This window comes from Variovorax paradoxus (assembly GCF_009755665.1).
GTDB classification, from domain to species: Bacteria; Pseudomonadota; Gammaproteobacteria; order Burkholderiales; family Burkholderiaceae_C; genus Variovorax; species Variovorax paradoxus_G.
In genome coordinates, this window is the sequence record NZ_CP046622.1 from 537,602 (window position 1) to 563,109 (window position 25,508).

The 25,508-nt window shown below is 67.8% G+C and carries 27 protein-coding genes; 14 read left to right on the plus strand and 13 right to left on the minus strand.

Annotated features, from left to right (window positions below):
* Window positions 1–56: 56 nt before the first annotated feature.
* From argS to rpoN, 6 genes are all read left to right on the plus strand, one after another.
* Window positions 57–1,742 (plus strand): arginine--tRNA ligase, encoded by a 1,686-nt coding sequence (argS, locus tag GOQ09_RS02505; RefSeq protein ID WP_157611736.1) that lies wholly within the window; start codon window positions 57–59, stop codon window positions 1,740–1,742.
* A 7-nt stretch (window positions 1,743–1,749) separates the two neighbouring features.
* The gene (locus GOQ09_RS02510) at window positions 1,750–2,496 is read left to right on the plus strand and encodes an SPOR domain-containing protein (protein WP_157611737.1); all 747 of its coding nucleotides are present in this window, start codon (window positions 1,750–1,752) and stop codon (window positions 2,494–2,496) included.
* A gap of 164 nt (window positions 2,497–2,660) precedes the next feature.
* Complete coding sequence (locus tag GOQ09_RS02515; protein ID WP_157611738.1) at window positions 2,661–3,308, plus strand: thiol:disulfide interchange protein DsbA/DsbL; 648 nt, start codon at window positions 2,661–2,663, stop codon at window positions 3,306–3,308.
* A 151-nt stretch (window positions 3,309–3,459) separates the two neighbouring features.
* Complete coding sequence (lptA, locus tag GOQ09_RS02520) at window positions 3,460–4,179, plus strand: lipopolysaccharide transport periplasmic protein LptA (protein ID WP_157611739.1); 720 nt, start codon at window positions 3,460–3,462, stop codon at window positions 4,177–4,179.
* Window positions 4,176–4,970, plus strand: a complete 795-nt coding sequence (gene lptB / locus GOQ09_RS02525; protein ID WP_157611740.1) for an LPS export ABC transporter ATP-binding protein — start codon at window positions 4,176–4,178, stop codon at window positions 4,968–4,970. The genes lptA and lptB overlap by 4 nt, the downstream gene beginning before the upstream one ends.
* 17 nt (window positions 4,971–4,987) lie before the next feature.
* Window positions 4,988–6,583, plus strand: coding sequence for an RNA polymerase factor sigma-54 (gene rpoN / locus GOQ09_RS02530; RefSeq protein WP_157611741.1), 1,596 nt, complete (start codon window positions 4,988–4,990; stop codon window positions 6,581–6,583).
* Window positions 6,584–6,610: 27 nt separating this feature from the next.
* On the opposite strand, the gene GOQ09_RS02535 is transcribed toward rpoN, so the two are convergent.
* Window positions 6,611–7,252 (minus strand): LysE family translocator, encoded by a 642-nt coding sequence (locus tag GOQ09_RS02535; RefSeq protein ID WP_157611742.1) that lies wholly within the window; start codon window positions 7,250–7,252, stop codon window positions 6,611–6,613.
* Window positions 7,253–7,356: 104 nt separating this feature from the next.
* Between GOQ09_RS02535 and GOQ09_RS02540 the strand changes: the two genes are divergently transcribed.
* Window positions 7,357–8,607, plus strand: a complete 1,251-nt coding sequence (locus GOQ09_RS02540) for a THUMP domain-containing class I SAM-dependent RNA methyltransferase (RefSeq protein WP_157611743.1) — start codon at window positions 7,357–7,359, stop codon at window positions 8,605–8,607.
* A gap of 19 nt (window positions 8,608–8,626) precedes the next feature.
* Here GOQ09_RS02540 and GOQ09_RS02545 read toward each other — a convergent pair whose 3' ends face one another.
* Complete coding sequence (locus GOQ09_RS02545) at window positions 8,627–9,094, minus strand: surface-adhesin E family protein (protein ID WP_242630965.1); 468 nt, start codon at window positions 9,092–9,094, stop codon at window positions 8,627–8,629.
* 5 nt (window positions 9,095–9,099) lie between these two features.
* Here GOQ09_RS02545 and GOQ09_RS02550 point away from each other — a divergent pair, with 5 nt between their 5' ends.
* On the plus strand, window positions 9,100–9,615 hold the full coding sequence (locus GOQ09_RS02550) for a putative toxin-antitoxin system toxin component, PIN family (protein ID WP_157611744.1): 516 nt from the start codon (window positions 9,100–9,102) through the stop codon (window positions 9,613–9,615).
* Window positions 9,616–9,619: 4 nt separating this feature from the next.
* Here GOQ09_RS02550 and GOQ09_RS02555 read toward each other — a convergent pair whose 3' ends face one another.
* Window positions 9,620–10,543 carry a hypothetical protein gene (locus GOQ09_RS02555; RefSeq protein ID WP_157611745.1) on the minus strand — a complete coding sequence of 308 codons (924 nt, stop codon included), beginning with the start codon at window positions 10,541–10,543 and terminating at the stop codon, window positions 9,620–9,622.
* Window positions 10,540–12,237 (minus strand): FMN-binding glutamate synthase family protein, encoded by a 1,698-nt coding sequence (locus GOQ09_RS02560; RefSeq protein ID WP_157611746.1) that lies wholly within the window; start codon window positions 12,235–12,237, stop codon window positions 10,540–10,542. The genes GOQ09_RS02555 and GOQ09_RS02560 overlap by 4 nt, the downstream gene beginning before the upstream one ends.
* 56 nt (window positions 12,238–12,293) lie before the next feature.
* Between GOQ09_RS02560 and GOQ09_RS02565 the strand changes: the two genes are divergently transcribed.
* Window positions 12,294–13,076 carry a YecA family protein gene (locus GOQ09_RS02565; RefSeq protein ID WP_126748757.1) on the plus strand — a complete coding sequence of 261 codons (783 nt, stop codon included), beginning with the start codon at window positions 12,294–12,296 and terminating at the stop codon, window positions 13,074–13,076.
* A gap of 25 nt (window positions 13,077–13,101) precedes the next feature.
* Here the strand turns inward: GOQ09_RS02565 and GOQ09_RS02570 are convergent, their stop codons facing one another.
* From GOQ09_RS02570 to GOQ09_RS02585, 4 genes are all read right to left on the minus strand, one after another.
* On the minus strand, window positions 13,102–13,419 hold the full coding sequence (locus GOQ09_RS02570) for a GNAT family N-acetyltransferase (protein ID WP_126748756.1): 318 nt from the start codon (window positions 13,417–13,419) through the stop codon (window positions 13,102–13,104).
* Entirely contained in the window at window positions 13,416–13,910 is a 495-nt protein-coding gene (locus tag GOQ09_RS02575; protein WP_157611747.1) for a nuclear transport factor 2 family protein, read from the minus strand. The genes GOQ09_RS02570 and GOQ09_RS02575 overlap by 4 nt, the downstream gene beginning before the upstream one ends.
* A gap of 99 nt (window positions 13,911–14,009) precedes the next feature.
* Entirely contained in the window at window positions 14,010–14,537 is a 528-nt protein-coding gene (locus tag GOQ09_RS02580) for a CinA family protein (RefSeq protein ID WP_157611748.1), read from the minus strand.
* Window positions 14,531–15,118, minus strand: coding sequence for a phosphatidylglycerophosphatase A family protein (locus tag GOQ09_RS02585; RefSeq protein WP_165442058.1), 588 nt, complete (start codon window positions 15,116–15,118; stop codon window positions 14,531–14,533). Before GOQ09_RS02585 ends, GOQ09_RS02580 begins: the two co-directional genes overlap by 7 nt.
* A 136-nt stretch (window positions 15,119–15,254) precedes the next feature.
* Here GOQ09_RS02585 and GOQ09_RS02590 point away from each other — a divergent pair, with 136 nt between their 5' ends.
* Window positions 15,255–16,724, plus strand: a complete 1,470-nt coding sequence (locus GOQ09_RS02590; protein ID WP_157611749.1) for an MFS transporter — start codon at window positions 15,255–15,257, stop codon at window positions 16,722–16,724.
* 18 nt (window positions 16,725–16,742) lie between these two features.
* On the opposite strand, the gene GOQ09_RS02595 is transcribed toward GOQ09_RS02590, so the two are convergent.
* Window positions 16,743–18,446 (minus strand): FAD-dependent oxidoreductase, encoded by a 1,704-nt coding sequence (locus tag GOQ09_RS02595; protein WP_157611750.1) that lies wholly within the window; start codon window positions 18,444–18,446, stop codon window positions 16,743–16,745.
* A gap of 16 nt (window positions 18,447–18,462) precedes the next feature.
* Complete coding sequence (locus GOQ09_RS02600; RefSeq protein WP_157611751.1) at window positions 18,463–19,476, minus strand: Bug family tripartite tricarboxylate transporter substrate binding protein; 1,014 nt, start codon at window positions 19,474–19,476, stop codon at window positions 18,463–18,465.
* Between the two features lie 100 nt (window positions 19,477–19,576).
* Here GOQ09_RS02600 and GOQ09_RS02605 point away from each other — a divergent pair, with 100 nt between their 5' ends.
* Together GOQ09_RS02605 and GOQ09_RS02610 are read left to right on the plus strand one after the other, a co-directional pair.
* Window positions 19,577–20,473, plus strand: coding sequence for a LysR family transcriptional regulator (locus GOQ09_RS02605; RefSeq protein WP_157611752.1), 897 nt, complete (start codon window positions 19,577–19,579; stop codon window positions 20,471–20,473).
* 75 nt (window positions 20,474–20,548) lie between these two features.
* A complete protein-coding gene (locus GOQ09_RS02610; protein ID WP_157611753.1) occupies window positions 20,549–21,259 on the plus strand; it encodes a DUF3053 domain-containing protein in 711 nt (236 codons plus the stop codon).
* On the opposite strand, the gene thiL is transcribed toward GOQ09_RS02610, so the two are convergent.
* The gene (thiL, locus tag GOQ09_RS02615) at window positions 21,260–22,219 is read right to left on the minus strand and encodes a thiamine-phosphate kinase (protein ID WP_157611754.1); all 960 of its coding nucleotides are present in this window, start codon (window positions 22,217–22,219) and stop codon (window positions 21,260–21,262) included.
* 90 nt (window positions 22,220–22,309) lie between these two features.
* Here thiL and GOQ09_RS02620 point away from each other — a divergent pair, with 90 nt between their 5' ends.
* Window positions 22,310–22,546, plus strand: coding sequence for a hypothetical protein (locus tag GOQ09_RS02620; RefSeq protein WP_157611755.1), 237 nt, complete (start codon window positions 22,310–22,312; stop codon window positions 22,544–22,546).
* A gap of 27 nt (window positions 22,547–22,573) precedes the next feature.
* Here GOQ09_RS02620 and GOQ09_RS02625 read toward each other — a convergent pair whose 3' ends face one another.
* Window positions 22,574–23,200 (minus strand): isochorismatase family protein, encoded by a 627-nt coding sequence (locus GOQ09_RS02625; protein ID WP_157611756.1) that lies wholly within the window; start codon window positions 23,198–23,200, stop codon window positions 22,574–22,576.
* 104 nt (window positions 23,201–23,304) lie between these two features.
* Between GOQ09_RS02625 and GOQ09_RS02630 the strand changes: the two genes are divergently transcribed.
* The gene (locus GOQ09_RS02630; RefSeq protein WP_157611757.1) at window positions 23,305–24,282 is read left to right on the plus strand and encodes a helix-turn-helix domain-containing protein; all 978 of its coding nucleotides are present in this window, start codon (window positions 23,305–23,307) and stop codon (window positions 24,280–24,282) included.
* 21 nt (window positions 24,283–24,303) lie between these two features.
* On the opposite strand, the gene GOQ09_RS02635 is transcribed toward GOQ09_RS02630, so the two are convergent.
* Window positions 24,304–25,485: a YbdK family carboxylate-amine ligase gene (locus tag GOQ09_RS02635; protein WP_157616553.1), complete on the minus strand. Its 1,182-nt coding sequence runs from the start codon at window positions 25,483–25,485 to the stop codon at window positions 24,304–24,306.
* Window positions 25,486–25,508: the final 23 nt, after the last annotated feature.

Below are 25,508 nucleotides of genomic sequence, written 5' to 3' on the forward strand. Positions count from 1 at the left end.
TGCATTCGATGACCGCCGGCGCCGCCGAGCGGGTTTGCCCCCGGTAAAATCCGCAGATGCTATTGGTCAAACAGGAGCTGCTCGCGGCGCTCGCGAACACGCTCGAATCCCTCTCGCCCGGCGCTGGCTCCAAAGCCGCGTTCGAGTCGCCCAAGGTGGCCGCCCATGGCGACTTCGCCAGCACGGCCGCCATGCAACTCGCCAAACCGCTCGGCCGCAAGCCGCGCGAACTGGCCGAGGAGCTCAGCGCCGCGCTGCTCGCCACCCCCGTTTTCGGCCAGTGGGTCGAAGCCATCGAAATCGCCGGCCCCGGCTTTCTCAACATCCGCCTCAAGACTTCCGCCAAGCAGCAGATCGTGCGCGAAGTGCTGAATGCGGCCGACGCCTTCGGCCAGCAGCCCGCCACCGGCGAAAAGGTGCTGGTCGAGTTCGTCTCGGCCAATCCGACCGGGCCGCTGCACGTCGGCCACGGCCGCCAGGCCGCGCTCGGCGACGCCATCTGCAACCTGCGCGCCTCGCAGGGCGACACGGTCTGGCGCGAGTTCTACTACAACGACGCCGGCGTGCAGATCCAGACGCTGGCCAACAGCACGCAACTGCGCGCCCGCGGCTTCAAGCCCGGCGACCCCGAATGGCCGAGCGGCGAAAAGGCGCCCGCCTACAACGGCGACTACATCGCCGACATCGCCGAAGACTTCAAGGCGAAGAAGACCGTCAAGTCGGACGACCGCGAATACACCGCCAGCGGCAACATCGACGACCTCGACTCCATCCGCGAATTCGCCGTGGCCTACCTGCGCCGCGAACAGGACCTCGACCTGCAGGCCTTCCGCGTGCGCTTCGACAACTACTACCTCGAATCGAGCCTCTACACCAGCGGCCGCGTCGAGGCGGCGGTGCAAAAGCTCGTGGCGGCGGGCAAGACCTACGAGCAGGACGGCGCGCTGTGGCTCAAGTCGACCGACTACGGCGACGACAAGGACCGCGTGATGAAGAAGCAGGACGGTACGTACACGTACTTCGTGCCCGACGTCGCCTATCACATCGCCAAGTGGGAGCGCGGCTTCCACAAGGTCGTCAACATCCAGGGCACCGACCACCACGGCACCATCGCGCGCGTGCGGGCCGGCCTGCAGGCCGCGGGCGTCGGCATTCCCGAGGGCTACCCCGACTACGTGCTGCACACCATGGTGCGCGTGATGAAGGGCGGCGAAGAGGTCAAGATCAGCAAGCGCGCGGGCAGCTACGTCACGCTGCGCGACCTGATCGAATGGACCAGCACCGACGCCGTGCGCTTCTTCCTCCTGAGCCGCAAGCCCGACACCGAATACACCTTCGACGTCGACTTGGCCGTGACGAAGAACAACGACAACCCGGTGTACTACGTGCAATACGCCCATGCGCGCATCTGCTCGGTGCTGGCCGGCTGGGGCGGCGACGCCGCCACGCTGAAGAACGTCGACCTGTCGCCGCTCGAAAGCCCGGCCGCGCAGGCGCTGATGCTGCTGCTCGCCAAATATCCGGCCATGCTGACGGCGGCGGCGAAGGATTTCGCCCCGCACGACGTGACTTTCTATTTGCGCGAACTGGCCGCCAGCTACCACAGCTACTACGACGCCGAGCGCATCCTGGTCGACGAAGAACCGGTAAAACTGGCGCGGCTCGCGCTCGTCGCCGCCACTGCGCAGGTGCTGCACAATGGCCTCGCGATTCTCGGCGTCAGTGCGCCGAGCAAGATGTGAAACCACCATGAAGAAGACAACCAGACAACGCGGCAACATCGTCATCGGCCTCATCATCGGCCTGGTGCTGGGGTTGGGTGTCGCGCTGGGCATTGCGGTCTACGTGACCAAGGTGCCGATTCCGTTCGTAACCAAGACCCAGCGCGGCGGCGCCGAGCAGGACGAAGCCGAGGCTCGCAAGAACCGCGACTGGGATCCGAATGCGCCCCTGGCCGGCAAGCCCGGCACGCCCGCCAAGCCGCCCACGGCCGCAGGCGGCCCGGTGGCTCCCGCCGGCGGCGACAACACGGCCGTGGCGCCGGGAGCCGCGCCGCCCGCTCCGCCGGTGCCGGTGGTCGTGGCGCCCAAGCCGGCGCGTCCGGCGCCGGTGCCGGCCGAAGCCAATCCGCTGCCGCCCTCGAACGATCCGCTGGGCGATCTGGCCCGCGCGCGCGCCGGCGGCAACAGCGGCAGCACTACCACTGCTGCCGCGCCAAGCAGCAGCAACAACAGCGCGGCGCCGTCGTCCGGCCCCGATCCGTTCATGTACTTTGTGCAGGCCGGCGCGTTCCGCACCACCGACGACGCCGAGGCCCAGCGTGCCAAGCTGTCGCTGATGGGTGTGGAGGCCCGGGTCACCGAGCGCGAGCAGGCGGGCCGCACGGTCTATCGCGTGCGCGCGGGTCCGTTCAACAAGAAGGACGATGCCGATCGCCTGAAAGAGCGGCTCGACAGCGGCGGCCTCGAATCGGCGCTGGTGCGCGTGCAGCGCTGAGGTGTATTCCCGAGGCGGCTGCGGCCTTGCGGCAGCCGTCATGAATAATCCCTAAGCTTTGCGGCATGGGCCGCCGCCAAGATCGCGTCTTGGGCATGCCGCATGCGGGAACTCCGCGCGGCGCCCCGGCTCTGTCTGCCGTACCCAATAGGAGAACTTTTTCAATGAAACGTCGTGACTTTTCGCTGGCCGCCACTTCGCTCGGTCTGATTTCGCTGGCTGGCAATACGGCGCACGCCCAGGCGCGCGCGCCCAAGGCCGGCACCGAGTACCTGGTGCTCGACAAGCGCGTGCCCGTCGACGCGCCCGCCGGCAAAGTCGAAGTGATCGAGTTCTTCTCGTACAACTGCCCGCATTGCAACGATTTCGAGCCGCAGCTCGACGCGTGGCTCAAGACGGCCCCCAAGGAAGTGGCTTTCCGCCGCGTGCCGGTGCCCTTCGTCGGCAACGACGTCGAAGCCAAGCAGCGCCTGTACTACGCACTCGAAGCCATGGGCAAGGTCGAGGAATTCCAGCCGAAGATCTTCAACGCGATTCACAGGCAACGCCAGAACGTCAACGGCGACACCAACATCGTTGCCTGGGCCACGGCCAACGGCCTCGACGGCGCCAAGTTCAAGGAAGTGTTTACCTCGTTCAGCGTGGCCAGCAAGGCCAAGCGCGCCACGCAGCTGACCGAAGCCTACAAGGTGGCCGGCGTTCCGGCGCTGGCCGTGGGCGGCCGCTGGTACGTGGATGGCGAGCTGGCCGGTAACATGACCAAGGCGCTCCAGGTCACCAACTACCTGATCGGCGAAGCCAAGAAGGGCTGATCGCCTTCAGGGGCAAGACAGCGGCCCGGCCACGCCGGGCCCGCAGTGTTCCCGGATCGGATGTCAAGCCCGCTTTGGCGGGCTTTTTCATCTGCGCGCGCTGGGCTGGCGCGATCCGCCGCATACAATGCAGAGCAAGTTTCGTGCCTCTATGACATCGCACTCCTACTCCAACACCACTCCTCTTCTGGACCGCATCGGCCGCCTGGCCCGCCTTGGCATTGGCGCGCTGTGCCTGGCCGGCGCTGCCTCGGGCGCGCTGGCCGAGACGGCCGACCGCACCAAGCCGATGAATATCGAGTCGGACGCCATGCGTTACGACGACCTCAAGCAGACCAGCGTGTTCACCGGCAACGTGCTGGTCACCAAGGGCACCATCATCATCCGCGGCGCGCGGATCGACGTGCGCCAGGACGCCGAGGGCTACCAGTACGGCGTGGTCACGGCGGCGCCCGGCAAGCGGGCCTATTACAAGCAGAAGCGCAACGCGCCCGACGAGTGGATCGAGGGCGAGTCGGAAGTCATCGAGTACGACAGCCGCGCCGACAACGTCAAGTTCATCCGCAATGCCGTCATGCGCCGCCTGATCGGCGCCACGCCCAACGACGAAAGCAGCGGCGCGCTCATCGTCTACGACCAGAGCAACGATACCTACACGGTCAACGGCTCCACCGTGCCGCCGAACGCCGGAGTGAATGCGCCGTCGGGCGGACGCGTCAGGACCATCCTCACGCCCAAGTCGGCCACCGCGCCCGGTGCTGCCGCGCCTGCCGCCGGTGCACAGCCCGCGCCCGCGGCGACCCAGCCGGCACCCGGTGCGGGCCTGCGCTCGACCACCACCCTGGGTAGCGAAGGGGAAGGGCGCAAGTGATCGAAACCGCCGGAACTCAGAACGCCGATGGCACGCCGGGCAGCCGCCTGGTGGTGCGCGGCCTGCAAAAAAGCTATGGCAGCCGCAAGGTCGTCAAGGATGTCTCGCTCGACGTGCAAAAGGGCGAGGTCGTGGGATTGCTCGGCCCCAACGGCGCGGGCAAGACCACTTCGTTCTACATGATCGTGGGCCTGGTGCGGGCCGACGCCGGCGAGATCACCATCGACGGCGAGCCTATTGCGCACATGCCGATCCACCGCCGCGCCCGCATGGGCCTGAGCTACCTGCCGCAGGAAGCGTCGATCTTCCGCAAGCTCAGCGTCGAGGAAAACGTGCGCGCCGTGCTCGAGCTCCAGCGCGAGCCCGACGGCAACGGCAAGCCCGCGCCGCTGACCAAGCAGCGCATCGAAGAGCGCCTTTCCGCGCTTCTGGCCGACCTGCGGGTGGACCATCTTCGCGATTCCCCCGCGCTCGCGCTTTCGGGCGGCGAGCGGCGCCGCGTCGAAATTGCCCGCGCGCTGGCCACGCAGCCGCGCTTCATCCTGCTGGACGAGCCCTTTGCCGGCATCGACCCCATCGCGGTGATCGAAATCCAGCGGATCATCAGCTTTCTCAAGGAGCGCGGCATCGGCGTGCTCATTACCGACCACAACGTGCGTGAAACGCTGGGCATCTGCGATCACGCGTTCATCATCAGCGACGGGCATGTGCTGGCACAAGGCACACCCTCGGAGATCGTCGACAACGCCGAAGTACGCAGGGTGTACTTGGGCGAACACTTCCGGATGTAAGGGAGGAGTCGGTCTCCATGAAGCAAGGGCTGTCCCTTCGCGTCTCGCAGCACCTGGCGCTCACGCCCCAGCTGCAGCAGTCGATCCGGCTGCTTCAGCTCTCCACGCTCGAACTGAGCCAGGAAGTGGAGCAGATGCTCGACGAAAACCCGTTCCTCGAACGCACCGCGGAAGAAGCGGCGCGCGAGGAATTCGGGCTCGACGCCGTCGACACCCCCGCGCCGCGCGATGAAGCGGCGGAGGCCGGCGAGGGCGAATTCGCCTCGCTGCCGGCCAGCAGCGCGACCACCTCTGCGTCCGAGACAGGCACCTCCACAAGCGACACCGAAACCCCCGCCGCCGACATCGCCGAGCGCGAGCCCGACTGGGAAGGCGACGGCACCGTCGACATGGCGCCCGACGACAGCGAGTGGGGCGGCGATGCGCCGGCGCGGCAGAACAACCTTGGCGACGACGAGCGCGCCGACGCCACCGAGCTCGCGCGCAGCCAGGAGTCGCTGCAATCCTTTCTGCACCGGCAGGCGCTCAGCCTGCGCCTGAACGAGAACGACAGCGCCGCGCTGCGCTTCCTGATCGAGTCGCTCAACGATGACGGCTATCTTGAAGATTCGCTGCCTGCCCTGGCCTCGGGCCTTGCGGGCGACGACAATGACCAGTTCGACGAACTGGTCCACCACTTCCAGGTGGCACTCGGCCTGCTGCAGAGCCTGGAGCCCACCGGTGTCGGCGCGCGCGACCTGGGCGAATGCCTGAGCATCCAGCTGCGCGCGCTGGCCAGCAAGGACGAAACCGAAGAACAGGCGCTGGTCCGCAAGACCGCCATCGCCATCTGCAAGCAACCGATGGAGCTGCTCGCGCGGCGCGACTTCAAGCGCTTGGCCACGCTCACCCGCACCAACGAAGACCTGGTGCGCTCGGCGCTGCAGATCATTTCGCGCCTGGAGCCCAAGCCGGGGCGCCGCTTTGTCGACGTCGAGCGCAACATCGTGATCCCCGACGTCATCGTCACCAAGATCGGCCGCGGCACCAACGTCAAGTTCCGCGTCATGCTCAACCCCGAGGTGATGCCGCGCCTGCGCGTGCACGACATCTACGCCGGCGCGCTCAAGTCGCACAAGGGCGAAGGCAGCCAGGCGCTGTCGCAGCGGCTGCAGGAGGCGCGCTGGTTCATCAAGAACATCCAGCAGCGCTTCGACACCATCCTGCGCGTGAGCAACGCCATCGTCGAGCGGCAGAAGAGCTACTTCGTGCACGGCGAGCTTGCCATGCGCCCGCTGGTGCTGCGCGAGATTGCCGACGAGCTCGGCCTGCACGAATCGACCATCTCGCGCGTGACCACGGCCAAGTACATGGCTACGCCGTTCGGCACGGTCGAGCTCAAGTACTTCTTCGGCTCGGCGCTCGGCACCGAGACCGGCGGCAATGCGTCGAGCACCGCCGTGCGCGCGCTGATCAAGCAGTTCGTGAGCTCCGAGAGCATCAAGAAGCCGCTGTCGGACAGCCAGATTTCCGAAATGCTGAAAGAGCAGGGCATCGAATGCGCACGCCGCACCGTGGCCAAGTACCGCGAAGCGTTGCGCATCGCGCCGGCCAACCTGCGCAAGGCCTTGTAGGCCGACGCTTGCAGGACGGAGGGCCGCTCAGCCGCCCCGCACGCCGGACAGCAGCTTGACGCCCAGCAGCACCATCACACCGCCCGCCGCGCGGTCGATCCAGGCCTTGTAGCGCAGGTAGGCCGAGCGCGGCGCCGCCGACGAGAGCGCCAGCGCGACGATCGAATACCAGCCAGTCTCGATGCAGAAGATCACGGCCGGCACCGCGAGCGCCAGCCCCAGCGGCACTTCGCGCGGCAGAAATGCCGCGAAGATGCTGGCGTAGACCACGGCGGTCTTCGGGTTGCTGACCTGCGTGCCCATGCCGAGCAGAAACGCGCGCCATCCGTTGCCCCGATCGCCAGGCGAACCCTCTTCATGCGAAACGGCCAGCGGCTCGCGTGCGCCGCGCCAGATGCGGATGCCCAGGTACACGAGGTAGGCCCCGCCGAGCAGCTTTACCCCCAGGTAGAGCGCGGGAACCGCGAGGAAAGCCGCCTGCAGGCCCACGAGCGCGGCGATGGCGAACACGATGCCTCCGGCGCCCATGCCGAGCGCCGCGGCCAACCCGTCACCGCGCGACGCCGACACGGCGGTGCGCGCGACCATGACGAAGCTCGGGCCGGGGCTCATGGCTCCGACGATCATCGCGCCCGCAATGCCCAGGAGGGGAACCGTGATGTCGTTCATGATTTCGGTGGCTGTACGTTGATTCGGGCCACTATATAGAGAAGCGCCGCGAGGGCGGCGACAATGGCATTCCCCCTGCAGCCGATGACGATGGCGAACCCCTTGTGAACGATCTTTCCCTTTTCCTGCCTTGCGCCGCCGGCGTCGAGGAACTCCTGGCGCAGGAAGTCCATGCGCTCACCGGCCGCGTGGGGCAAGACCTGCTCACGCTGCGCGGCGGGGTGCGGGTGCGCGCCGAGTGGCGCGACATGCTCAAGCTCAACCTGCACAGCCGTCTGGCCCAGCGGGTGCTGGTCGAACTCGCTCACGCGCCTTACCGCAGCGAAAACGACCTGTACGCCATCGCGAGCGGCGTGGCCTGGGAGATCTGGTTCACGCCCAAGCAGAGCTTCAAGATCGAGACCACGGCCCAGCACAGCCCGCTGCAGAGCCTGAACTTTGCCACGTTGCGCATCAAGGACGCCATTGCCGACCGCTTCCGCGCCAAGGCAAACGGCGTGCGCCCGAGCATCGAAACGCAGTGGCCCGACTGCCGCGTGTTCGCGCACCTGACCACCGACCACTGCACGCTCTACATCGACACCTCGGGCGAGCCGCTCTTCAAGCGCGGCTGGCGGCAGGACAAGGGCGATGCGCCGCTGAAGGAAACCCTGGCCGCCGCCATGCTGGCCGCCAGCGGCTGGTGGAACCCCGAGACCGGCGCGGTGGCCGGCGAGCCGCTGTACGACCCATGCTGCGGCAGCGGCACCATTGCCATCGAGGCAGCGCAAATTGCGCGCGGCATCCCCGCCGGCTGGCTGCGGCGCTTCGGCTTCGAGAAGCTGCTGCCGTTCCAGCCGCACGTGTGGGACGCGATCAGGAAAGAAGCCGAATCGGCGGCCACCCCCAAGGAAGTCGCCATCTTCGGCTCCGACGTTTCGCACCGCATGGTCGACTTTGCCGAGCGCAACGCAGAGCGCGCAGGTGTTGCCGATGCCATCGAGTTCCGCGGCGGCGACGCGCTGCAGCGCATGCCGCCGGCCGAGGGCGGCGTGATCATGCTCAACCCGCCTTACGGCGAGCGGATCGAGGTGGGCGGCGTCGCGCGCTTCGGCGCCCGTGAGGCCGCGCAAACCTCCGGCCAGCGCGAGGGAGACGAGGGCGGCCAAGGCGGCGATGGCGGCGAGTTCTTTCCGCAGCTCGCCACGCACTGGAAGAAAAATTACGCCGGCTGGACCGCCTGGGTGCTTACGCCCGACCTGAAGCTGCCCAAGCAGATGCGGCTCAAGGAATCTCGCCGCGTGCCGATGTGGAACGGGCCCATCGAGTGCCGGCTGTTCCGCTTCGACATGGTGGCCGGCTCGGCCCGGAAGTAGCCGTGGCCGGTTTGGCGGGCTACTTGGCCGCGCCCACGCCGCACGCGGCGTTCACCGTCCGCACGGCCAGGTCGCCCGGCAGGCCGGCAAAATTCATCGGGCGGACGTCGGTTTCATCGAACTCGCGCACCGACAGCGGCGGCCCGACGAAGTTCGGCTGTTCGAAATAGGTGGCGCTCACGTATCGCGCCTTGCGCGCCTGGCAATCCACGCTCGCCTTCGCCGCGACGGACCGGAACTTGAGTCCGTCGTCGCCGGTGCGGGGCTCGGCCAGGCTGATCCGCACCGCCACCAGCCGCTTGCTGCCTTCCACCACCACGCTGGTCGGATCGACCTGCACATAGGTGTTGCCCGCTTCGCCGGCCGAACCGGTCAGCGTGAGCCATTCCGCATGGGCAAGCGGTCCGGCAAAAAGGGCGAGCAGCAGGGAAAGTCGTTTCATCATCGAAAAGCTGGAAAGCGCCGCGCACGGCCCGGGCAGCAGCATTGTGAATGGACGGCGCGGTTTGCGCTTGCGGCGGCGCATGGTGCAACATCGGGGTTATTCCAAACGCACACATTTCCATTTCTCCAGAAGCGGCAAACGCCGCGCCCGGCGCCTTCGTGGTGATCGACACCAACATCGCGCTCGACCTGCTGGTGTTCGACAACCCCGACTGCCTGCCGCTGGCCGCCGCCCTTGCCGCCAGCGAGCTGCGCTGGCTGGCCACCGCCTCCATGCGTAGCGAGCTCGAGCGGGTGCTCGGCTATCCCCTCATCGCGGCCCGCCTGGCGCGCAGCAACCTCGCGCCGCAAAGCGTTCTGGCTGCATTCGACGCCCACGTGCAGCTGGTTGCCGAAACACCGCCGCGCGCGCCCTGCGTCTGCAAGGACCCGGACGACCAGGTCTTCATCGACCTGGCGGTCGCCCGGCGCGCACGGCTGCTCAGCAAGGATCAGGCCGTGCTGACGATGCGCAAGCGGCTCGCCGCGCAAGGCGTGGTGGTGCAGGCGGTGCTGGCGCTCTAGCCGGCTACGGCCGGCGGCCGGTGGAAGCCGCCCCGGCGCCGTGCCAGCGACCCAGGAGCCGTGCCACGGCGCGCACGCGCTGCGTGTCGCGGCCCCAGCGGCGGCTGGCGGGCAGGCGCTGCGCCCATTTCATGCGCCGGGCAGCCTCGGCGATGCGGGCGCGAACCTCGCCGCTTACCTCGGCCAGCGCGGCATGCCAGTGCACGCCCGCAGCTTCGGGCGCAGCGGCTTCGAGCATCATGGCCGTGGAGTGCAGGTAGCTCAGCCAGTCGCGCGCCTGGCACTCGGCCAGCGTCATGACTTCGGAAGGGTCGTCCTCGAAGTCGATGTAGCCGATGACCCCGTCGGGGCATTGCACCAGGTTGCGGTCGAAAGCCTGGCTCAGATGCTGGCCATGCACATGCACCCTGGCAATGGCGGCCAGGCCCTCGCGCCACACGGCCAGCAGCGCGGCCGGCCCGGCTGCGGCGGCCTGGTCGAGCTTTTCCTGCAGCACCACGGTGTTGCGGCCGCTTTCGCCCAGGTCGGAAATCAGCAGGCCGTCCGGCTGCTGGGCCAGCACCGCGGGTACGCGCAGGCCCGCCGCCGCCAACTGCCGCAGGCGCCGGGCCTCGGTGGCAATGGCCGCCTCGCCGCCCGGATTGGGCACCGGCTTGATGATGTCCAGCCGCGCCATGCGCGCGACCGCCGCCATCACGCGGTAGCCCCACTTGCCGTGGCGCGGGCCGGCCTTCTTGAGCCACACGCGCTCGCTGCCCAGCCGATGGCTGGCCACGTTCTTCTGCTGCTTGGGCAAGGCGGCGCGCAGGAACTCGGCGTAGTCGCCCGGCCCCGGCACAAAAGCCTGGGCATCCAGCGGCGCCGGCGCCGAGGCCGCACCCTTGGCACTCTGCAGCCGCGCCGACCCACCGCGTCGCAAGGGGTTCATGCGGCGAGCGCGAGACTCGACACCAGGCCGTGCGGCCCCTGTGTCACGGGCTGGAAGCTCTCGGCACTGGCCAGCGGCCAGTAGGTTCGGAACACGTTGTGCTGCTTGTCGAGCGGTCCCAGAAGGGCGCCCGGCTGCACCTGCATCACCAGGTTGCTCAAGAGGCGCACCTCGGTGTCGGAAATGCGCCGCACGATGTGGTGCGCGGTGATCTGCTGCGGATGGTCCAGGCCCGCGGCCTGCACCAGCTCCTGCAGCGCATGCAGGGTGCTGCGGTGGAAGTTGCGAACCCGCTCGGCCTTGGTGGGCACCACCAGCGCCTGCTGGCGCACCGGGTCTTGCGTGGTCACGCCGGTGGGGCAGTGGCCGGTGTGGCAGCTTTGCGCCTGGATGCAGCCCAGCGCCATCATGAAGCCGCGCGCCGCGTTGCACCAGTCGGCGCCCAGCGCCATCATGCGCGCCACGTCGAAGGCCGTGATCACCTTGCCGGCGCAGCCCAATTTGATGCGGTGGCGCAGGTTCACGCCGATGAGCGTGTTGTGCACCAGCAGCAGGCCCTCCTGCAGCGGCGCGCCCACGTGGTCGCTGAACTCGACCGGCGCGGCGCCGGTGCCGCCCTCGGCGCCGTCCACCACGATGAAGTCGGGCGTGATGCCCGTCGCCTGCATGGCCTTGACGATGGCGAACCATTCCCACGGATGGCCCAGGCAGAACTTGAAGCCCGTGGGCTTGCCGCCCGAAAGCTCGCGCAGCCTGGCGATGAAATGCATCATCTCGATGGGCGTGCCGAACGCGCTGTGGGACGAGGGCGAGATGCAGTCCACGCCCACCCGCACACCGCGCGCGGCCGCGATCTCGGGCGTGACCTTGGGGGCGGGAAGCACGCCGCCGTGCCCGGGCTTGGCGCCCTGGCTCAGCTTGATCTCGATCATCTTCACCTGCGGATCGCGCGCGTTGGCGCTGAAGCGCTCGGCATTGAAGGTGCCGTCGTCGTTGCGGCAGCCGAAGTAGCCCGAGCCGATTTCCCAGATCAGGTCGCCGCCATGCACGCGGTGGTGCTGCGAAATGGAGCCCTCGCCGGTGTCATGCGCAAAGCCGCCCATCTTGGCGCCCTGGTTGAGCGCAAGGATCGCATTGGCCGACAGCGCGCCAAAGCTCATCGCGGAAATATTGAATACGCTGGCGCTGTAAGGCTGAGTGCAGACCTGGGCTGGGTTGGCCTCCGTCGGCTGCGGCGTGCCGCCGATCACGATGCGGAAGTCGTGGTTGTCGAGCTTGGTCGGCTGCATCGAGTGGTTGATCCACTCGTAGCCTGCAATGGTCACGTTCAGCTGGGTGCCGAAGGGCCGGTTGTCGGGGTCGCCCTTGGCGCGCTGGTACACCAGCGAGCGCTGGGCGCGCGAGAACGGCGCGGCCTCGGAGTCGCTCTCGATGAAGTACTGCCGCATTTCCGGCCGGATGAATTCGAGCAGAAAACGCAAATGGCCGATGACCGGGTAGTTGCGCAGGATGGCGTGGCGCGTTTGCCGCAAGTCGTGCACGCCGGTGGCGCTGAGCGCCCCGAAAACCACCAGCGCCACCCAGGCGAACCACAGGTGCGGGGACACCAGCACGGCGGCCAGGCTGGCGGCAAGGCCCGCCACGCACAGGGCAAAGGCGCTGTAACGCGTCGGAAACGGAATAATCGTGGACATGGGGTGAAATGACTGCCGGAGCCTGCTGCATCATAGAGGGCTGCCCCGAACTTGCCATGACCACCACCAACGACACCCCCCAGGCCGCAGCGCCCGCTTCCGCTCCTCTCGGCCCCGACGATTTCGACGCCCTCGACCAGGCGCTGGACGCCATGCGCGAGCATGACGAGGAAATTCCCCAGTGGGAGTTCTGCGAAGGCTTCATGGCCGCGCTGATCTGCACCCGCCGGCCCATCGAGCCCTCCGAATACTGGCCCGTGCTGCTGGGCGACGGCTTCGTGCCCGCGCAGCACATGGAATTCGTCTGGAACTGGAAGCGCCGCTGGCTCGAAATCGAGCAGGGCCTGGACGCCGACGTGGAGTCGCTCGAGGACGAGCGCAGCTGGCAACCCGAGGTGCTCGACACCCGCGGCGCCATTGCCTCGCTGCCCGAGGAAGAGCGCGCCGAGATCGAGGGCGAGGAAATCCCCTCGTTCGCCCAGGTGTGGGCGCTGGGCTTCATGTACGCAGTCGAGAACTGGCCCGAAGACTGGGCCGCGCCGCGCGACAAGGAAGCCGCGCAGATGCTGAACGACGCGCTCGACAACATCGTTGCGCTCACCGAGGACGACAAGGCCAAGCCCACGCTCTCGATGTACAGCGACGATGCCCCGCCGAGCGTGAGCCAGCAGCGGCTGGACGACTTCGGCGCCGCCATCTGGGCCGTGTACGACCTGCGTCAGCTCTGGAAGAGCCTGGGGCCCAAGGTCGAGACCATCCGCAAGGAAGCGGAGCCCGGCCGCAACGACCCGTGCCCCTGCGGCAGCGGCAAGAAGTACAAGAAGTGCCACGGCGCCTGACCCAGGCAGCCGCCGCACGCCGCATTCAGATCTTGAACGCGCGCTGGACGTCCGCCCGCACCAGGTCCGCGTATTCGCGGTGCTTGCGGATGTACCCCGCAATGAACTGGCACACCGGAATCACGTGCAGGCCCTTGGCGCGCGCCTCGTCGAGCACATGCCGCGCAATGCCCGAACCCACGCCCTTGCCTTCGTGCTCGGGCAGCACCTCGGTGTGGGTGAACATGATGGCGTCGGTCAGCAGGTTGTATTCGGCGTAGGCCGCAAGCTGGCCCTCGAGCGCGGCTTCGTAGCGGTGCTGGGCTTCGTTGTTGGTGATGGCGAGATTGTTGCTGTTGCTCATGGTTGGCGTGCGAGATAGGTAGCGAGATTGGTGGCTGCGGTGGCGCGCACTTTCTTGCGCAGCATCGGTGTCCAGCCGAGAAGGAGTCCGGGTGCGCCCAGCGCCTGGCGCGACCAGGCCCAGAAGTCGAAGCTGTCGCGGTGCGTGGCAATCAGCCCGTCGGGTGTGAAGCCGAAGCGCGCGTCGATGCTGTTGTCGACCACCCGGCCGGTGGCGCTGAAGCGGTAGTGCGCATCCCAGTGCGCCTGGCCGCTGGTGTCGTCGGCATGCACGTCGCGCCACGTCAGCTTCCACACGTCGGCGCCTCCGGCCTTGGTTGCGCTGCAGAGCATGCGCCACATGCCGCCCACCTGCTGGCGGCCGCGCAATGAAAAGGCTTCGTCGTCGAATTGCGCATCGCTTGCATAGCAGGCGGCCATGGTGGCGGCGTCCAGCCGTGAGAACGCCTCGTAGAAGCGCTCGATCGTCTGGGCATTGGCTGCTGCTGTCATTGAAGTGTCTTTCTTATGGATGACGTGCGATGGCTGCGTGGCCGAAATGCGGCGCAGCGCGAAATCATAGACGGCGGAATTTGCGGCGCGCCTTCTGGTCTAGGGACCGAGCAGGCCGGCCAGCGTCTGCAGCGCGTAGTGCACAGTGGCCGTGCGCACCGCGGCGCGGTCGCCGTCGAAGCGGCGGCGCTCCGTGCGCACCTGCCCGTCGACCGACCATCCGAACCACACGGTGCCGACCGGCTTGCCGGGGGTGCCGCCGGTAGGGCCGGCCACGCCGGTGACGGCCACCGCCACGTGCGCGGGCGAACGCGCGATGGCGCCCATGGCCATGGCGTGCGCCACGGGTTCGCTGACTGCGCCGTGGGCTTCGATCAGTGCCGCATCGACACCCAGCAACTCGGTCTTGGCCGCGTTCGAGTAAGTGACGAAGCCGCGCTCGAACCAGGCGCTGGAGCCCGCCAGTTCGGTGCAGGCGCCGGCAATGAGGCCCCCGGTGCAGCTTTCGGCCGTGGCGAGCATCCAGCCTTTTTTCAGCAGCAGCCCGGCCGTGGCCGCGACGAGGGCGGGTGTGTCCAGGTCCGCAAGAAAGTTGGAGGGGGCCGAGGGTTCCATGAAGTTCACCATGCGCGCCAGAGCGCAATGACCAGCAGCGTGCAGAACGCCGCTACCAGGTCGTCGAGGATGATGCCAAAGCCCGCGCGCCACCAGCGCACCTCGGCGGCATCGCGCTGCTTGAACAGCCCGTCCGCCCAGGCCACCGGGCCCGGCTTGGCGGCATCGAAGAAGCGGAACAGCCCGAATGCCACGGCCTGCGCGACGAGGCCGGCCGGCGTGACGAGCCAGAGCACGATCCAGAACGCGACCACTTCGTCCCACACGATGCTGCCCGGGTCCGCCACGCCCATGTGGCGCGCGGTCACGCTGCAGGCCCACCAGCCGATCGGCAGCGAAGCCAGGATCACCCAGCCGATGGTGGCTGGCGTGAACCACAGCTGCATCACCACGAAGGCCGCCCAGGCCCAGAGCGTGCCGACCGTGCCGGGCGCCACGCGCGGCAGCCCGGAGCCGAAACCCATGGCAATGAAGTGCGCCGGGTGGGAAAGCAGGAAGGCCTTGGTCGGCCGGCCCGGCACGCCAGCCGGGATGGGGCCGGACGGGGAAGGGGTCGAGGAGGAGGAAGAGGGAGGCGGGGGAACGGCTTGCATCACTGCGAAGTGTCGCGCATCCGCGGGCGGCCTGAACCCTCTATTTGTCAAAGCTTTATCTTGTTTAATTGGTCGATGCGGCCTAGTATCGGGTCCTCTTTCGACATTCGCCTCCTTCACACGAGGCGCCGATCCGATGCCCGCCGCACCCAGCTCCGCCGCCGATTCCGCTTCGCCGGTTTCCAATCTCTCCACCGCCGCATGGGGCGACCTGTTCCGGGGCCGCAATGGCTGGCGCGCCCTTGCGCTGACGGGCGGCGTCGCGCTGCATGCGGTCAACGTGCACATCGTCACGACGGTGCTGCCCTCGGTGGTGAGCGAAATCGGCGGGCTCGACTGGTATGCCTGGAGCACCACGCTCTTCGTGGTCGGGTCGATCGTCGGCGCCACGCTGTCGGTGCGCCTGCTCGCCGCATTTGGGCCGCGCGGTGCATGCCTTGCGGCGCTGGCGGCATTCACCGCCGGCTCGATGGGCTGCGCGCTGGCGCCAGCCATGCCCTGGCTGCTTGCGGGCCGCACGGTGCAGGGGGTGGGCGGCGGCCTGCTGGCGGCCCTGAGCTATGGGCTGATCCAACTGGTGTTCGCGCCGCGGCTGTGGCCTCGCGCGGTGGCGCTGGTGTCGGGCATGTGGGGCGTGGCCACGCTCTGCGGCCCGGCGGTCGGCGGCCTGTTCGCACAGGCGGGGCACTGGCGATGGGCCTTCTGGTCGCTGTTGCCGCTGGCGGCGGTGCAGGCACTCCTGGTCGCGGTGCAGCTGCGGCCCGGCGCCGGGGTGCGGCACGTGCGCCCCGCCGGCATGCCGCGCATTCCCGCGTTGCAGATCGGCTTGCTGGCGGCGTCGGTGCTGCTGATCGCCGCCAGCGAGTTCGCACCCGCGCTGGCCTGGCAGGCCATCGGCGTGGCGGCGGGGCTCGGGCTCGGCGTGGCCGCCACACGGGTGGACGGGCGCGCCGCCGTGCGGTTGCTGCCGACCGGCGCCTATGCGGTGCGCGCGCCGATGGGCGCCATCTACGCCGGCGTGGTGCTGCTGATGATCGGCACCACCACCGAAATCTTCGTGCCGTACTTCCTGCAGTTGCTGCACGGGCATTCACCTCTGCTGGCGGGCTACCTCACGGCGGCAATGGCCGGCGGCTGGAGCGCGGGTTCGCTGCTGTCGTCGGGACGCAGCGGCGCGGGCGCCGACCGCATGCTGCGTGCGGGACCGGTGGCCTGCACGCTGGGCCTGGCGGCGCTGGCCGTGCTGATGCCTGCGCATGGCCGCCTTGCCGCGGGTGCCGAAACACTGCTGGTTGCCATCGCCCTCGGCACTGTCGGGCTGGGCGTGGGCATCGGCTGGCCGCACCTGGTCACGCGCGTGATGTCGCTCGCGCCGGCGGGGCAGGAAGGACTGGCCTCCGCCTCCATCACGACCGTGCAGCTCTACGGTATGGCCGTGGGCGCGGCGGTTGCGGGGCTGGTGGCGAACGCGGCCGGCCTCACCGCTCCGGGCGGCGTGGCCGGCGCGCGCTCGGCCGCCTTCTGGCTGTTCGCGAGCTTCGCGCTCGCACCGGCGCTCGCGGCATGGCTCGTCGCCCGCTTCGCGACCGCCGCACACAGTCGATGAGAGCGCGTGCGGCGCGGCTCAGGCGATCACGCCTTCCCACCTCAGCAGCCGCCTGCGGCCCTGAAGATGCCGCCGCTCGCCGCGCAGCTGCGCCACCAGTTCGTAAGCATCGGGTGGCACATAGGCGCCGCGCCACGCCACATGCTGGTCGGCGCGGCACAGCACCAGTCGGTGCATGTATGCGGCAGGTACCTCGGCCGCCTCGATGTCGACCACGGTGAGCGGCATGCCGTAAGCGCGCGCCGCGCGCTCGAGCGCCGATACGTCCGCGCTGCGATCGAAGCGCAGCAGCGTGTAGCCCGGCCCGAACGCGTCGTAGAGCGACCTGCCATCGCCCAGCCAGAAATGCGGCGCGCGGCAGCCCGGCACCGTGGAGGGCGTGAAGCCGCCCATCGAATAGGCCGGCGCGGCGTGCTCGCCATCTGCCACGATGATCGGCGAGCCTGTGTAGAAGTAGCCGAAGTTCAGGCCCGCACAGCAGAACTGCTGCACGTTGAGTTCGTACGCCTCGCGGCCGATCTCGGCGCGCAGCGCATCTCCCTCGGGCCCGGGCGCCTCGATGTCCTGCGGCACGGCGCGGCGCGCGCGAATCATCTTCTGCGCATGTTCCATCGCAAAGTTCGACACCTGCTCGGTGATCGGCAGGCGCTCGGCTTCATACGCATCGAGAATGCCTTCGTCGCCCCAGCCCCGCACGCAGGCCGCGAGCAGCCACGAGAGGTTGAGCGCATCGGCAATGCCCGCGTTCATTCCGTATCCCGCGTAGGGCACCCACAGATGCGCCGCGTCGCCCGCAAGGAACACGCGGCCTTCGCGAAACCGGTTGGCCACAAGACGTCGCCCGACCCAGTCTTCCTTGCTGATGATCTCGTAGGAAAAATCGGGCCCCACCCCCAGGATTTCACGCAGCGACTTGTCGCGGTCGACCGAATCGAACTCGGGCTCGTCGGCGTTCAGGTGGTTGTGCACCAGCCAGGTCTCGTGGCCGTCGATGGCGAACATGGTGCCGCAGCGGCGCGGGTTCATGGCGTAGCAAGACCACGCCGGCTTGCCCGGCATGAGCGCACGCAGCTGCGGCGCGCGAATGAGGGTGGACTGCACGCGCTGGATTACGGCCGTGCCCTCCAGCTTCGCGCCGATCTGCTTGCGCACCGCGGAGCTGCCGCCGTCGCAGCCCACCATGTAGCGGCAGCGAATGGTGTGCGTCGCGTGGCTGTCGAGATTGAGTGCGGTGGCGCTCACGCCGCCGCCGTCCTGCGCGAGCGAGGTGAACTGCGTGCGGTTCAGCAACCGCACGCCGGGCAGCGCCGCCGTGTGCCTGAGCAAGATCGGCTCCAGGTAGATCTGGTTGATGCGGTGCGGCGGCTCGGGTGTGGGCCAGCGTGCATCGGGTCCTTCCGTTGCGGTGTAGCGGTCGCGCCGGCACGGAATGGGAATGCGCGCGAGCTCCATGCCCGTTGCGCTGGTGCGAAACACCACGTCGTTGGGATAGTCGGCCGGCAGGCCCGCGTCGCGCAGCTTCTGCGCCACGCCCAGGCGGCGAAACTGCTCCATGGTGCGCGAGGACACGTGGTTGCATTTCACGCTCGGCGGCTCGGCGAACCGGCGGGTTTCGCAAATGATGACCGAGAGGCCGTGCGAGGCCAGGTCCATCGCCAGCGTGAGGCCCACCGGGCCCGCACCGACGATCAGCACGTCGGCTTCGAGATTCTTGTCTGTCATGGTTTCTCGAACCCCTTCAGTCAAGCTTGATGTGGGCGTCCTGGATCACCTTGGCCCACTTCCTCGTTTCGGTGCGGATGTAAGCTGAAAAGGCCTCCGGCGTGCCCGGCGAGGGCTCCACGCCAAGGTTGCGCATGGCGGCCTTGTTCTGCTCGTCGGCCAGTGCGGCATTGATCTCCGCATTCAGCCTTGCCACCACGGGCGCCGGTGTGCCCGCGGGCGCAACCACGCCGAACCAGCCGGTCGAGTCGTAGCCGGGCAGTCCGCCTTCGGCCACGGTCGGCACGTCGGGCAGCATGGGGAGCCGCTCGGGGCTTGTGACGGCGAAGGCAACCAGCTTGCCGGCCTTGATCTGCTGCAGCGACGAAGGCAGGTCGACCACCGCGAGCGGTATCTGGCCCGCCAGCGCATCGAGCGCCGCCGGTCCCGAGCCGCGGTAGGGCACCTCCACCAGCTTGATGCCCGCCATCTGCGAGAACAGCGCGGCCGAGAGATGCATGGCCGTGCCGTTGCCACCATGGCCGATGGAGAGCGAGCCCGGCTTTTCCTTTGCAAGTGCAATCAATTCGCGCTGCGTCTTCGCAGCCACGGAAGGGTGTCCGACGAGCACGAACGGAATGGCCGCGAGCATGCCCACCGGCTTGAAGTCCTTCAGCGGATCGAAGGGCATCTGCGCATACAGGCTCGTGTTGGCCGACAGCGCGCCGGCCGCGCCCACACCCAGCGTGTAGCCGTCGGCGGGCGCCTTGGCCACCAGCGAAAGGCCCACGTTGCCCCCGGCACCGGGGCGGTTGTCCACCACCACCTGCTGGCCGAGCTTGTCGTTCATGCGCGGCACCAGCATGCGCACTACGCCATCGGCGCTGCCGCCGGGCGGAAAGGTCACCACCATGCGAATGGGCTTGTCGGGAAAGTCGCCGGCGGCGGGTGCCTGTGCGTGGGCGGTACCGGTCAGCAGTGCGCACGCCGTGCCCAGCAGCAGTAGCTTCCGGCGAAGCGCATGTGCCTGGCAGGCCATGGTTGCAGTCATCGAATCACTCCTTGAATATTGGTCTTGTTTGATGCCGATTGGACGATGCCAGCATTCATCCGTAAATCAAGGAATTCCGCATCAAATATCATCTTTTCTAATGAACGCGAACTTCAGTCCTACGCTGCGCCAGTTGCGTGCATTTCTTGCCGTGTACCAGCTGCGACAGCTCAGTGCGGCGGCGCAAAAGCTCTTCGTCACGCAATCGGCGGTGAGCATGCTGATCCGCCAGCTCGAGGAAGGTCTGGGCACGCGCCTGTTCGACCGCACCACGCGTTCGCTCAAGCCCACCGCCGCCGCGGAAGAAATGCTCTCCACGGTCGAACGCGTGCTGCGCGATGTCGATTCGCTCTCGGCCGATTTCCGCGAACTCAGCACGCTCGAGCGCGGGCGCGTGACGCTGGCCATCACGCCCACGCTTGCCGCGCTGCTCCTGCCCGACGCGATGCGCGTGTTCGCCCAGCAGCATCCCAAGGTGCGCGTGCTGGTGAACGACTGCGCGCCCGACCAGTTCATTTCGCGCATCCTCGGCGAGCATGTGGATTTCGGAATCGGCACGCCCGAACGGCCCGGCGCCGAGGTCGAGACGCAGCGGCTGATGCGCGACCATCTCGCGCTGGTGTGCCGCAGCGACCATCCGCTGGCCAATGCACGCGTGGTCCGCTGGAGCGATCTCGGGCGCTACCCCGTGATTACCGTGCGGCCGGGCTACGGCGTGCGGCCGCTCATTGACGGCACCGCAGCCGATGCCGGCGTGGCGCTCGACGTGGTGAACGAAGTTTCGTTTCTTTCAACGGCACTGTGGATGACCGCCAGCGGCATGGGGCCGTCGATCATGCCCTCGGCCTTCGCCCGCGCCGCAAACGATCCGTCGCTGGTGATCAAGGTGCTCAGCGCGCCGCGCGTGGCGCGCGACGTCTCGGTGGTGACTAAGCGCGGGCATTCGCTGTCGGCGGCGGCGCGCAGCTTCATCGACGTGCTGAAGCAGTCGCTGTAGTTCTTTTCGCCTCTTTTCGCGGCAAGCACGAGCCGTATGCTTGGCGCCTCATTCAAGCGCGAAAGCCCACTCATCATGAAGACAACCCTCGTCCGTTTCAACGCGTTGTGCCTGTGCCTCGCATTCAGTCTCTTGCTCGCCGCCTGCGGCAACAAGGAGGCCGAGCAGCGCGCCGCATTCATCGGCTTCTTGCAGACCCGCGTGCTCGACAAGCCCGGCCTGCGCGTGCCCGCGCCCAACGCCGATGAAAAAGCCTCCTTCGGCGACTATGCGCAGCACTACGCGGTGATTGCCGACTTCAACGAAGGCATGAACAAGTCCGTCAGCCAGCCGATGGGCCAGGTCATGGCCAAGGGCGCGCTGCGCTCCGTTGCCGACCTGGCATCGCGGCGCGACGACCTCAAGGCTGCGAAAGACGGCCTGGGCGGCTTGCGCACCGCGCTCGACCAGGAGCTTGCCAAGGCCGACGCAGCGCGCGCCAAGCTCAAGCAGCCCGACGACCTGAAGCAGGTGTACGACAAGGCCTATGAAAAGACGGTGACAGCGCCGGCCGCCACCTTCAAGGAAGTGTTCCCCGCGCTCGATGCGGTGTTCGACGGCGCGCTGGCCGTGGGCAACTACATCGAGCAGAACAAGTCGAAGATCCAGGTCTCGGGCTCGACCGTGGCCGTGACCGACCCCGCGGTGCAGGCGGAGCTCAACAAGATGCTGCAGGACCTCAACGGCCATTCGAAGGCCATCAATGCCGCGCAAACGAAAATGCAGGCAATGGTGCGCGGGGGCTAATCAGACGAAGTGGTCGAACGAGCCGAATCGCTGCGCGACGGGTGAGCCGCTCGCGTCCACGATGCGCAGGCCTGCTTCGGCATCGATGCGGCCGATGCGCGTCACGCGAGTGAGGCTTTCCTTGCCGGCTTGCTCCACGGCGGCGCGCGCGGAGGGCGCCGCGGTAAAAACCAGTTCGTAGTCGTCGCCGCCCGAGAGCGCGCAGGTGCGCAGTGCCTCGATACTCAAGCCCGGTGTGGATGCGGCGGCCACCGTGCTCGTGGCCGCGTCGGCATCGAGCGTTGCGCCCACCCGGCTCGACGCGAGGATGTGGCCCAGGTCGCCGACGAGCCCGTCGCTCACATCCACCGCCGCCGAGGCGGTGCCGCGCAACGCCTGGCCCAATGCGACGCGCGGCGTCGGCTGTTCCATGCGCATCCTTGCCTGCGCGAAGATGTCGGCTGGCAATGCGAGCGTGCCGCGAAACACTTCGAGCGCCAGCCGCGCATCGCCCAGCGTGCCGCTGACCCATATGTCGTCGCCCGCGCGCGCGCCAGAGCGCAGCAGCGCCGCGCCGGCCGGCACTTCGCCGAACACCGTGATGCAGATGTTGAGCGGCCCGCGCGTGGTGTCGCCGCCCACAAGCTCGCAGCCGTGCGCATCGGCCAGCGCAAAGAGTCCGCGCGAAAAGCCTTCGAGCCAGGGCTCGTCGACCCCGGGCAATGCGAGCGCGAGCGTGAAGGCCAGCGGCCTGGCGCCGCAGGCCGCAAGGTCGCTGAGGTTCACCGCCAGCGCCTTGTGGCCAAGCCGCGCCGGATCGACCGTCGAGAGAAAGTGCCGGCCCTCGACCAGCATGTCGGAGGACACGGCCAACTGCATGCCCGGCGCGGGTGCGAGCAAGGCGCAGTCGTCGCCCACGCCGAGCGGAGAGCGCTTGGCGGGACGCTTGAAGTAACGTGTGATCAGGTCGAATTCACCCATGGGGCGAGCATAAGCGCTGCGGCAGCCGAAGCCGGCTTGCTCGACCTGGCGAGCTGCGGCTAGAGTCGAGCAAAAGAGGGGGGGTCATTCATGTCTCTAACGTTCGGCTCATTCTTGCTGCTTTCCGGTCTCGCGCTCGCGGTTGCGGCACAAGTCGGCATTGCGTTGCACGCTTTCACGGGGAACCCGGGCAAAGGGCTTCTTTGTTTGTTTGTGCCGCTGTATATCTATGTCTATGCAAGACGGCACAAGGTCGGCGTCTGGATGATGCGCTTTTGGTATCTGGGCATTGCGATCTTCCTGGTCGGCGCCACGCTCGTCTCGTAACCAGCGCGCGTCATCGCACGGCGTCACTCACCCCCGCGCGCGGCGGTTCGACATCACCACGTTGTCCTTCTCGATCGCTTGGCCGGCTTGCAGGGCGGCAATCCATGCCTCGGTGCTCGCCACGGCCGCGAAATTGCTATGGAACACGACGCTGAAGACGCGGTGGATTTCTTCGGCGCTGACCTGGCCGGCTGCATTCGAGTAGGGCAGCGCGCCGGTGGCATCAGAAAGAAACTCCACGTTCAGTCCGCGGTGCATGGCCTCGAACACCGTCGAGGCGTCGCAGTTGTGAGTCATGTAGCCGGCCACGGCGAGCGTGTCGATCTCATGGCGCGCGAGCCAGTCGGCAAAGTCGGTGCCAGTGAACACGCTGGGGAATGCCTTGGTGATCAGGTGGTCGCGCGGGCGCTTTGCAATCTCTGGATGCAGTTCGCCGTTGTGGGTGTCGGCCTGGAACACCGGCGCTCCCTTGGGCGCGTGATGGCGAACCACCACCACCGGCGTGCCGGCCGCGCGAGCTGCGTCCATGGCCTTGGCGATGTTCGGCAGCGATTGCTCGACGGGCGGAAATTCGATCGGCAGGCCGCCGCCTTCGAAATACTCGTTCTGCACGTCGATCGCGACGAGGGCGCGGCGCGGGGTGGGGTTGCTCATGGTGTGTGGCTCCTGGCGATGGTTGTGTTGGGATGGGGTGATTCTTCCCGCCCGGGCTGGTAAGAGAAAGTGGCCCGAAAGCCATTCATCGATAAAATCGGGCCATGGCCACAAAACCTGCGGAAACCATTGCCGTCGTTGCCTTCGATGGCATCAGTCCTTTTCACCTGTCGGTGCCGTGTATGGTCTTCGGCGAAGACCGCACGGAAGCGGGCGACCTGCGCTTTCGTCTGCTGGTGTGCGGCATCGAGCCCGGCCCGCTGCGCACCAATGCCGGCTTCACGCTGACGGTGCCGCACGGCCTGGAGGCGCTCAGAAAGGCGCAGATCGTGGTCGTTCCTTCATGGCGCGACGACAGGCGGCCCGCGCCGCCCGCGCTGATCCGGGCGCTGCAGGCGGCGCATCGGCGCGGTGCCATCGTGGTGGGGCTGTGCCTGGGCGCATTCGTGCTGGCCGAAGCGGGCCTGCTCGACGGCCGCCCGGCCACCACGCACTGGAACCTGGCCGAAGCCTTTGCCAGGCAATATCCCAAGGTCACGCTGCACCCCGAGGTGCTGTACGTCGACGACGGCGATGTGCTCACTTCGGCCGGCACAGCAGCAGGTATCGACTGCTGTCTTCATCTGCTGCGGGTGCGCTACGGCGCCGAGGCGGCCAACCGCGCCGCGCGGCGCATGGTGGTTGCGCCGCACCGCGAGGGCGGGCAGGCGCAGTACATCGAGCGGCCGGTGCCCGCCGCTGCAGAAAGCGACCGCCTTGCGCCGCTGCTCGAGTGGCTGGGCCGCCATTTGCACAGCCCGCATGAGCTGGACGACCTTGCCAGGCGCTCGCTGATGAGCCGGCGCACCTTTACGCGGCGCTTTCGCGAAGCCACCGGCACCACCGTCGGCCAGTGGCTGCAGAACCAGCGCCTGGCGCTGGCCCAGCGGCTGCTGGAGACAACCGGCCAGCCCATCGAACAGGTGGCGACGGACGCCGGCTTCGGCTCGGCGGTGTCGCTGCGAAAGCACTTCGTCGCGGCATTCAAGACCTCGCCCACGGCGTACCGCAGGCAGTTCTCGCAGGAGGCCGTCGCCGCCTGACCGGCAGGGGCCGAAGCGGACTCAGGCCGCGCCGCGAAAGCGCAGCGCCGCCTGCCGCACCACCTCGGCCAACAGGCGCTCCTTGCCCTGCTTCTCGCGCAGCCAGCGCGCATCGTTGCGGTTGGCTTCCACGCTGGTGCGCAGCTCGCCGAGCGCTTGCGTGGCGTTGAGCGCCTCGCTGTGCCATTCGAGCTGCGTCATGGTCATGAGGATGTGATCGCGCAGCGGCATGTGCTGGCCGCTGGCGGGGTCGACATACACCGCGTCGAGCCCGAAGCGGCAGGCCTGGAAGCGGTTGTAGGTGTAGACCAGGTAGTCGTCTTCCGTCGGCTCGAAGGGCTGCTCCTGCAGAAACCACGCGGCCAGCGACTGCACGTAGCCCGCCAGCGCCGCGGCGCGCTCCACCGTGAGCGGCGTGTCGAACACGCGAATCTCGATGGTGCCGAACTCCGGCTTGGGCCGGATGTCCCAATAAAAGTCCTTCATGCTGCGCACGACGCCGGTGCGGGTCATGCGCTCGAAGTACGCTTCGAATTCTTTCCAGCTCAAGGTGAAGGGCGCGCGCCCCGAGAGCGGAAACGCGAACACCGAGTTGAGCCGGGCCGAGTCGAATTGCGTGTCCTGCCCCTGCACGAACGGCGACGAGGCCGACAGCGCAATGAAGTGCGGGATGTAGCGCGACATGCGGTGCAGCATCAGCAAGGCCGCGTCTGCATCGGGGCAGCCGATGTGCACGTGCTGGCCGAAGATGGTGAACTGCTTGCTCAGGTAGCCGTACAGCTCCGACAGCTCGCGAAAGCGCGGCTTGTCGTAGATGCGCCGCTCATGCCACTGCTGGAACGCGTGAGTGCCGCCGCCCACCACCGCGATGTTGAGCTTGTCGGCATTCTTGATCAGCGCCTCGCGAATGGGCGAAAGCTGCGTGATGACGTCTTGCGCCGAATGGCAGATGTCGGTCGAGATCTCGATCATGCTCGAGGTCATCTCGGGCACCACGCTGCCGGGCAGCGGGGTTTGCGCCATCAGCCGGAGCATGTCCTCGGCATAGGGCGCCAGGTCGTAGTCGTGCGTGTTGACGAGCTGAAGCTCCAGTTCCACGCCGAGCGACAGTGCTTCGGAGCGGTTGAAGGGCTCCAGCTTGACCACGCGGCTCGCGGGATCCGAGGGAAGCGCCGGCGAGCGGAAGTCGTCGCTGTCCGCCATGCTGGGAACGAGGGGGGTACTGG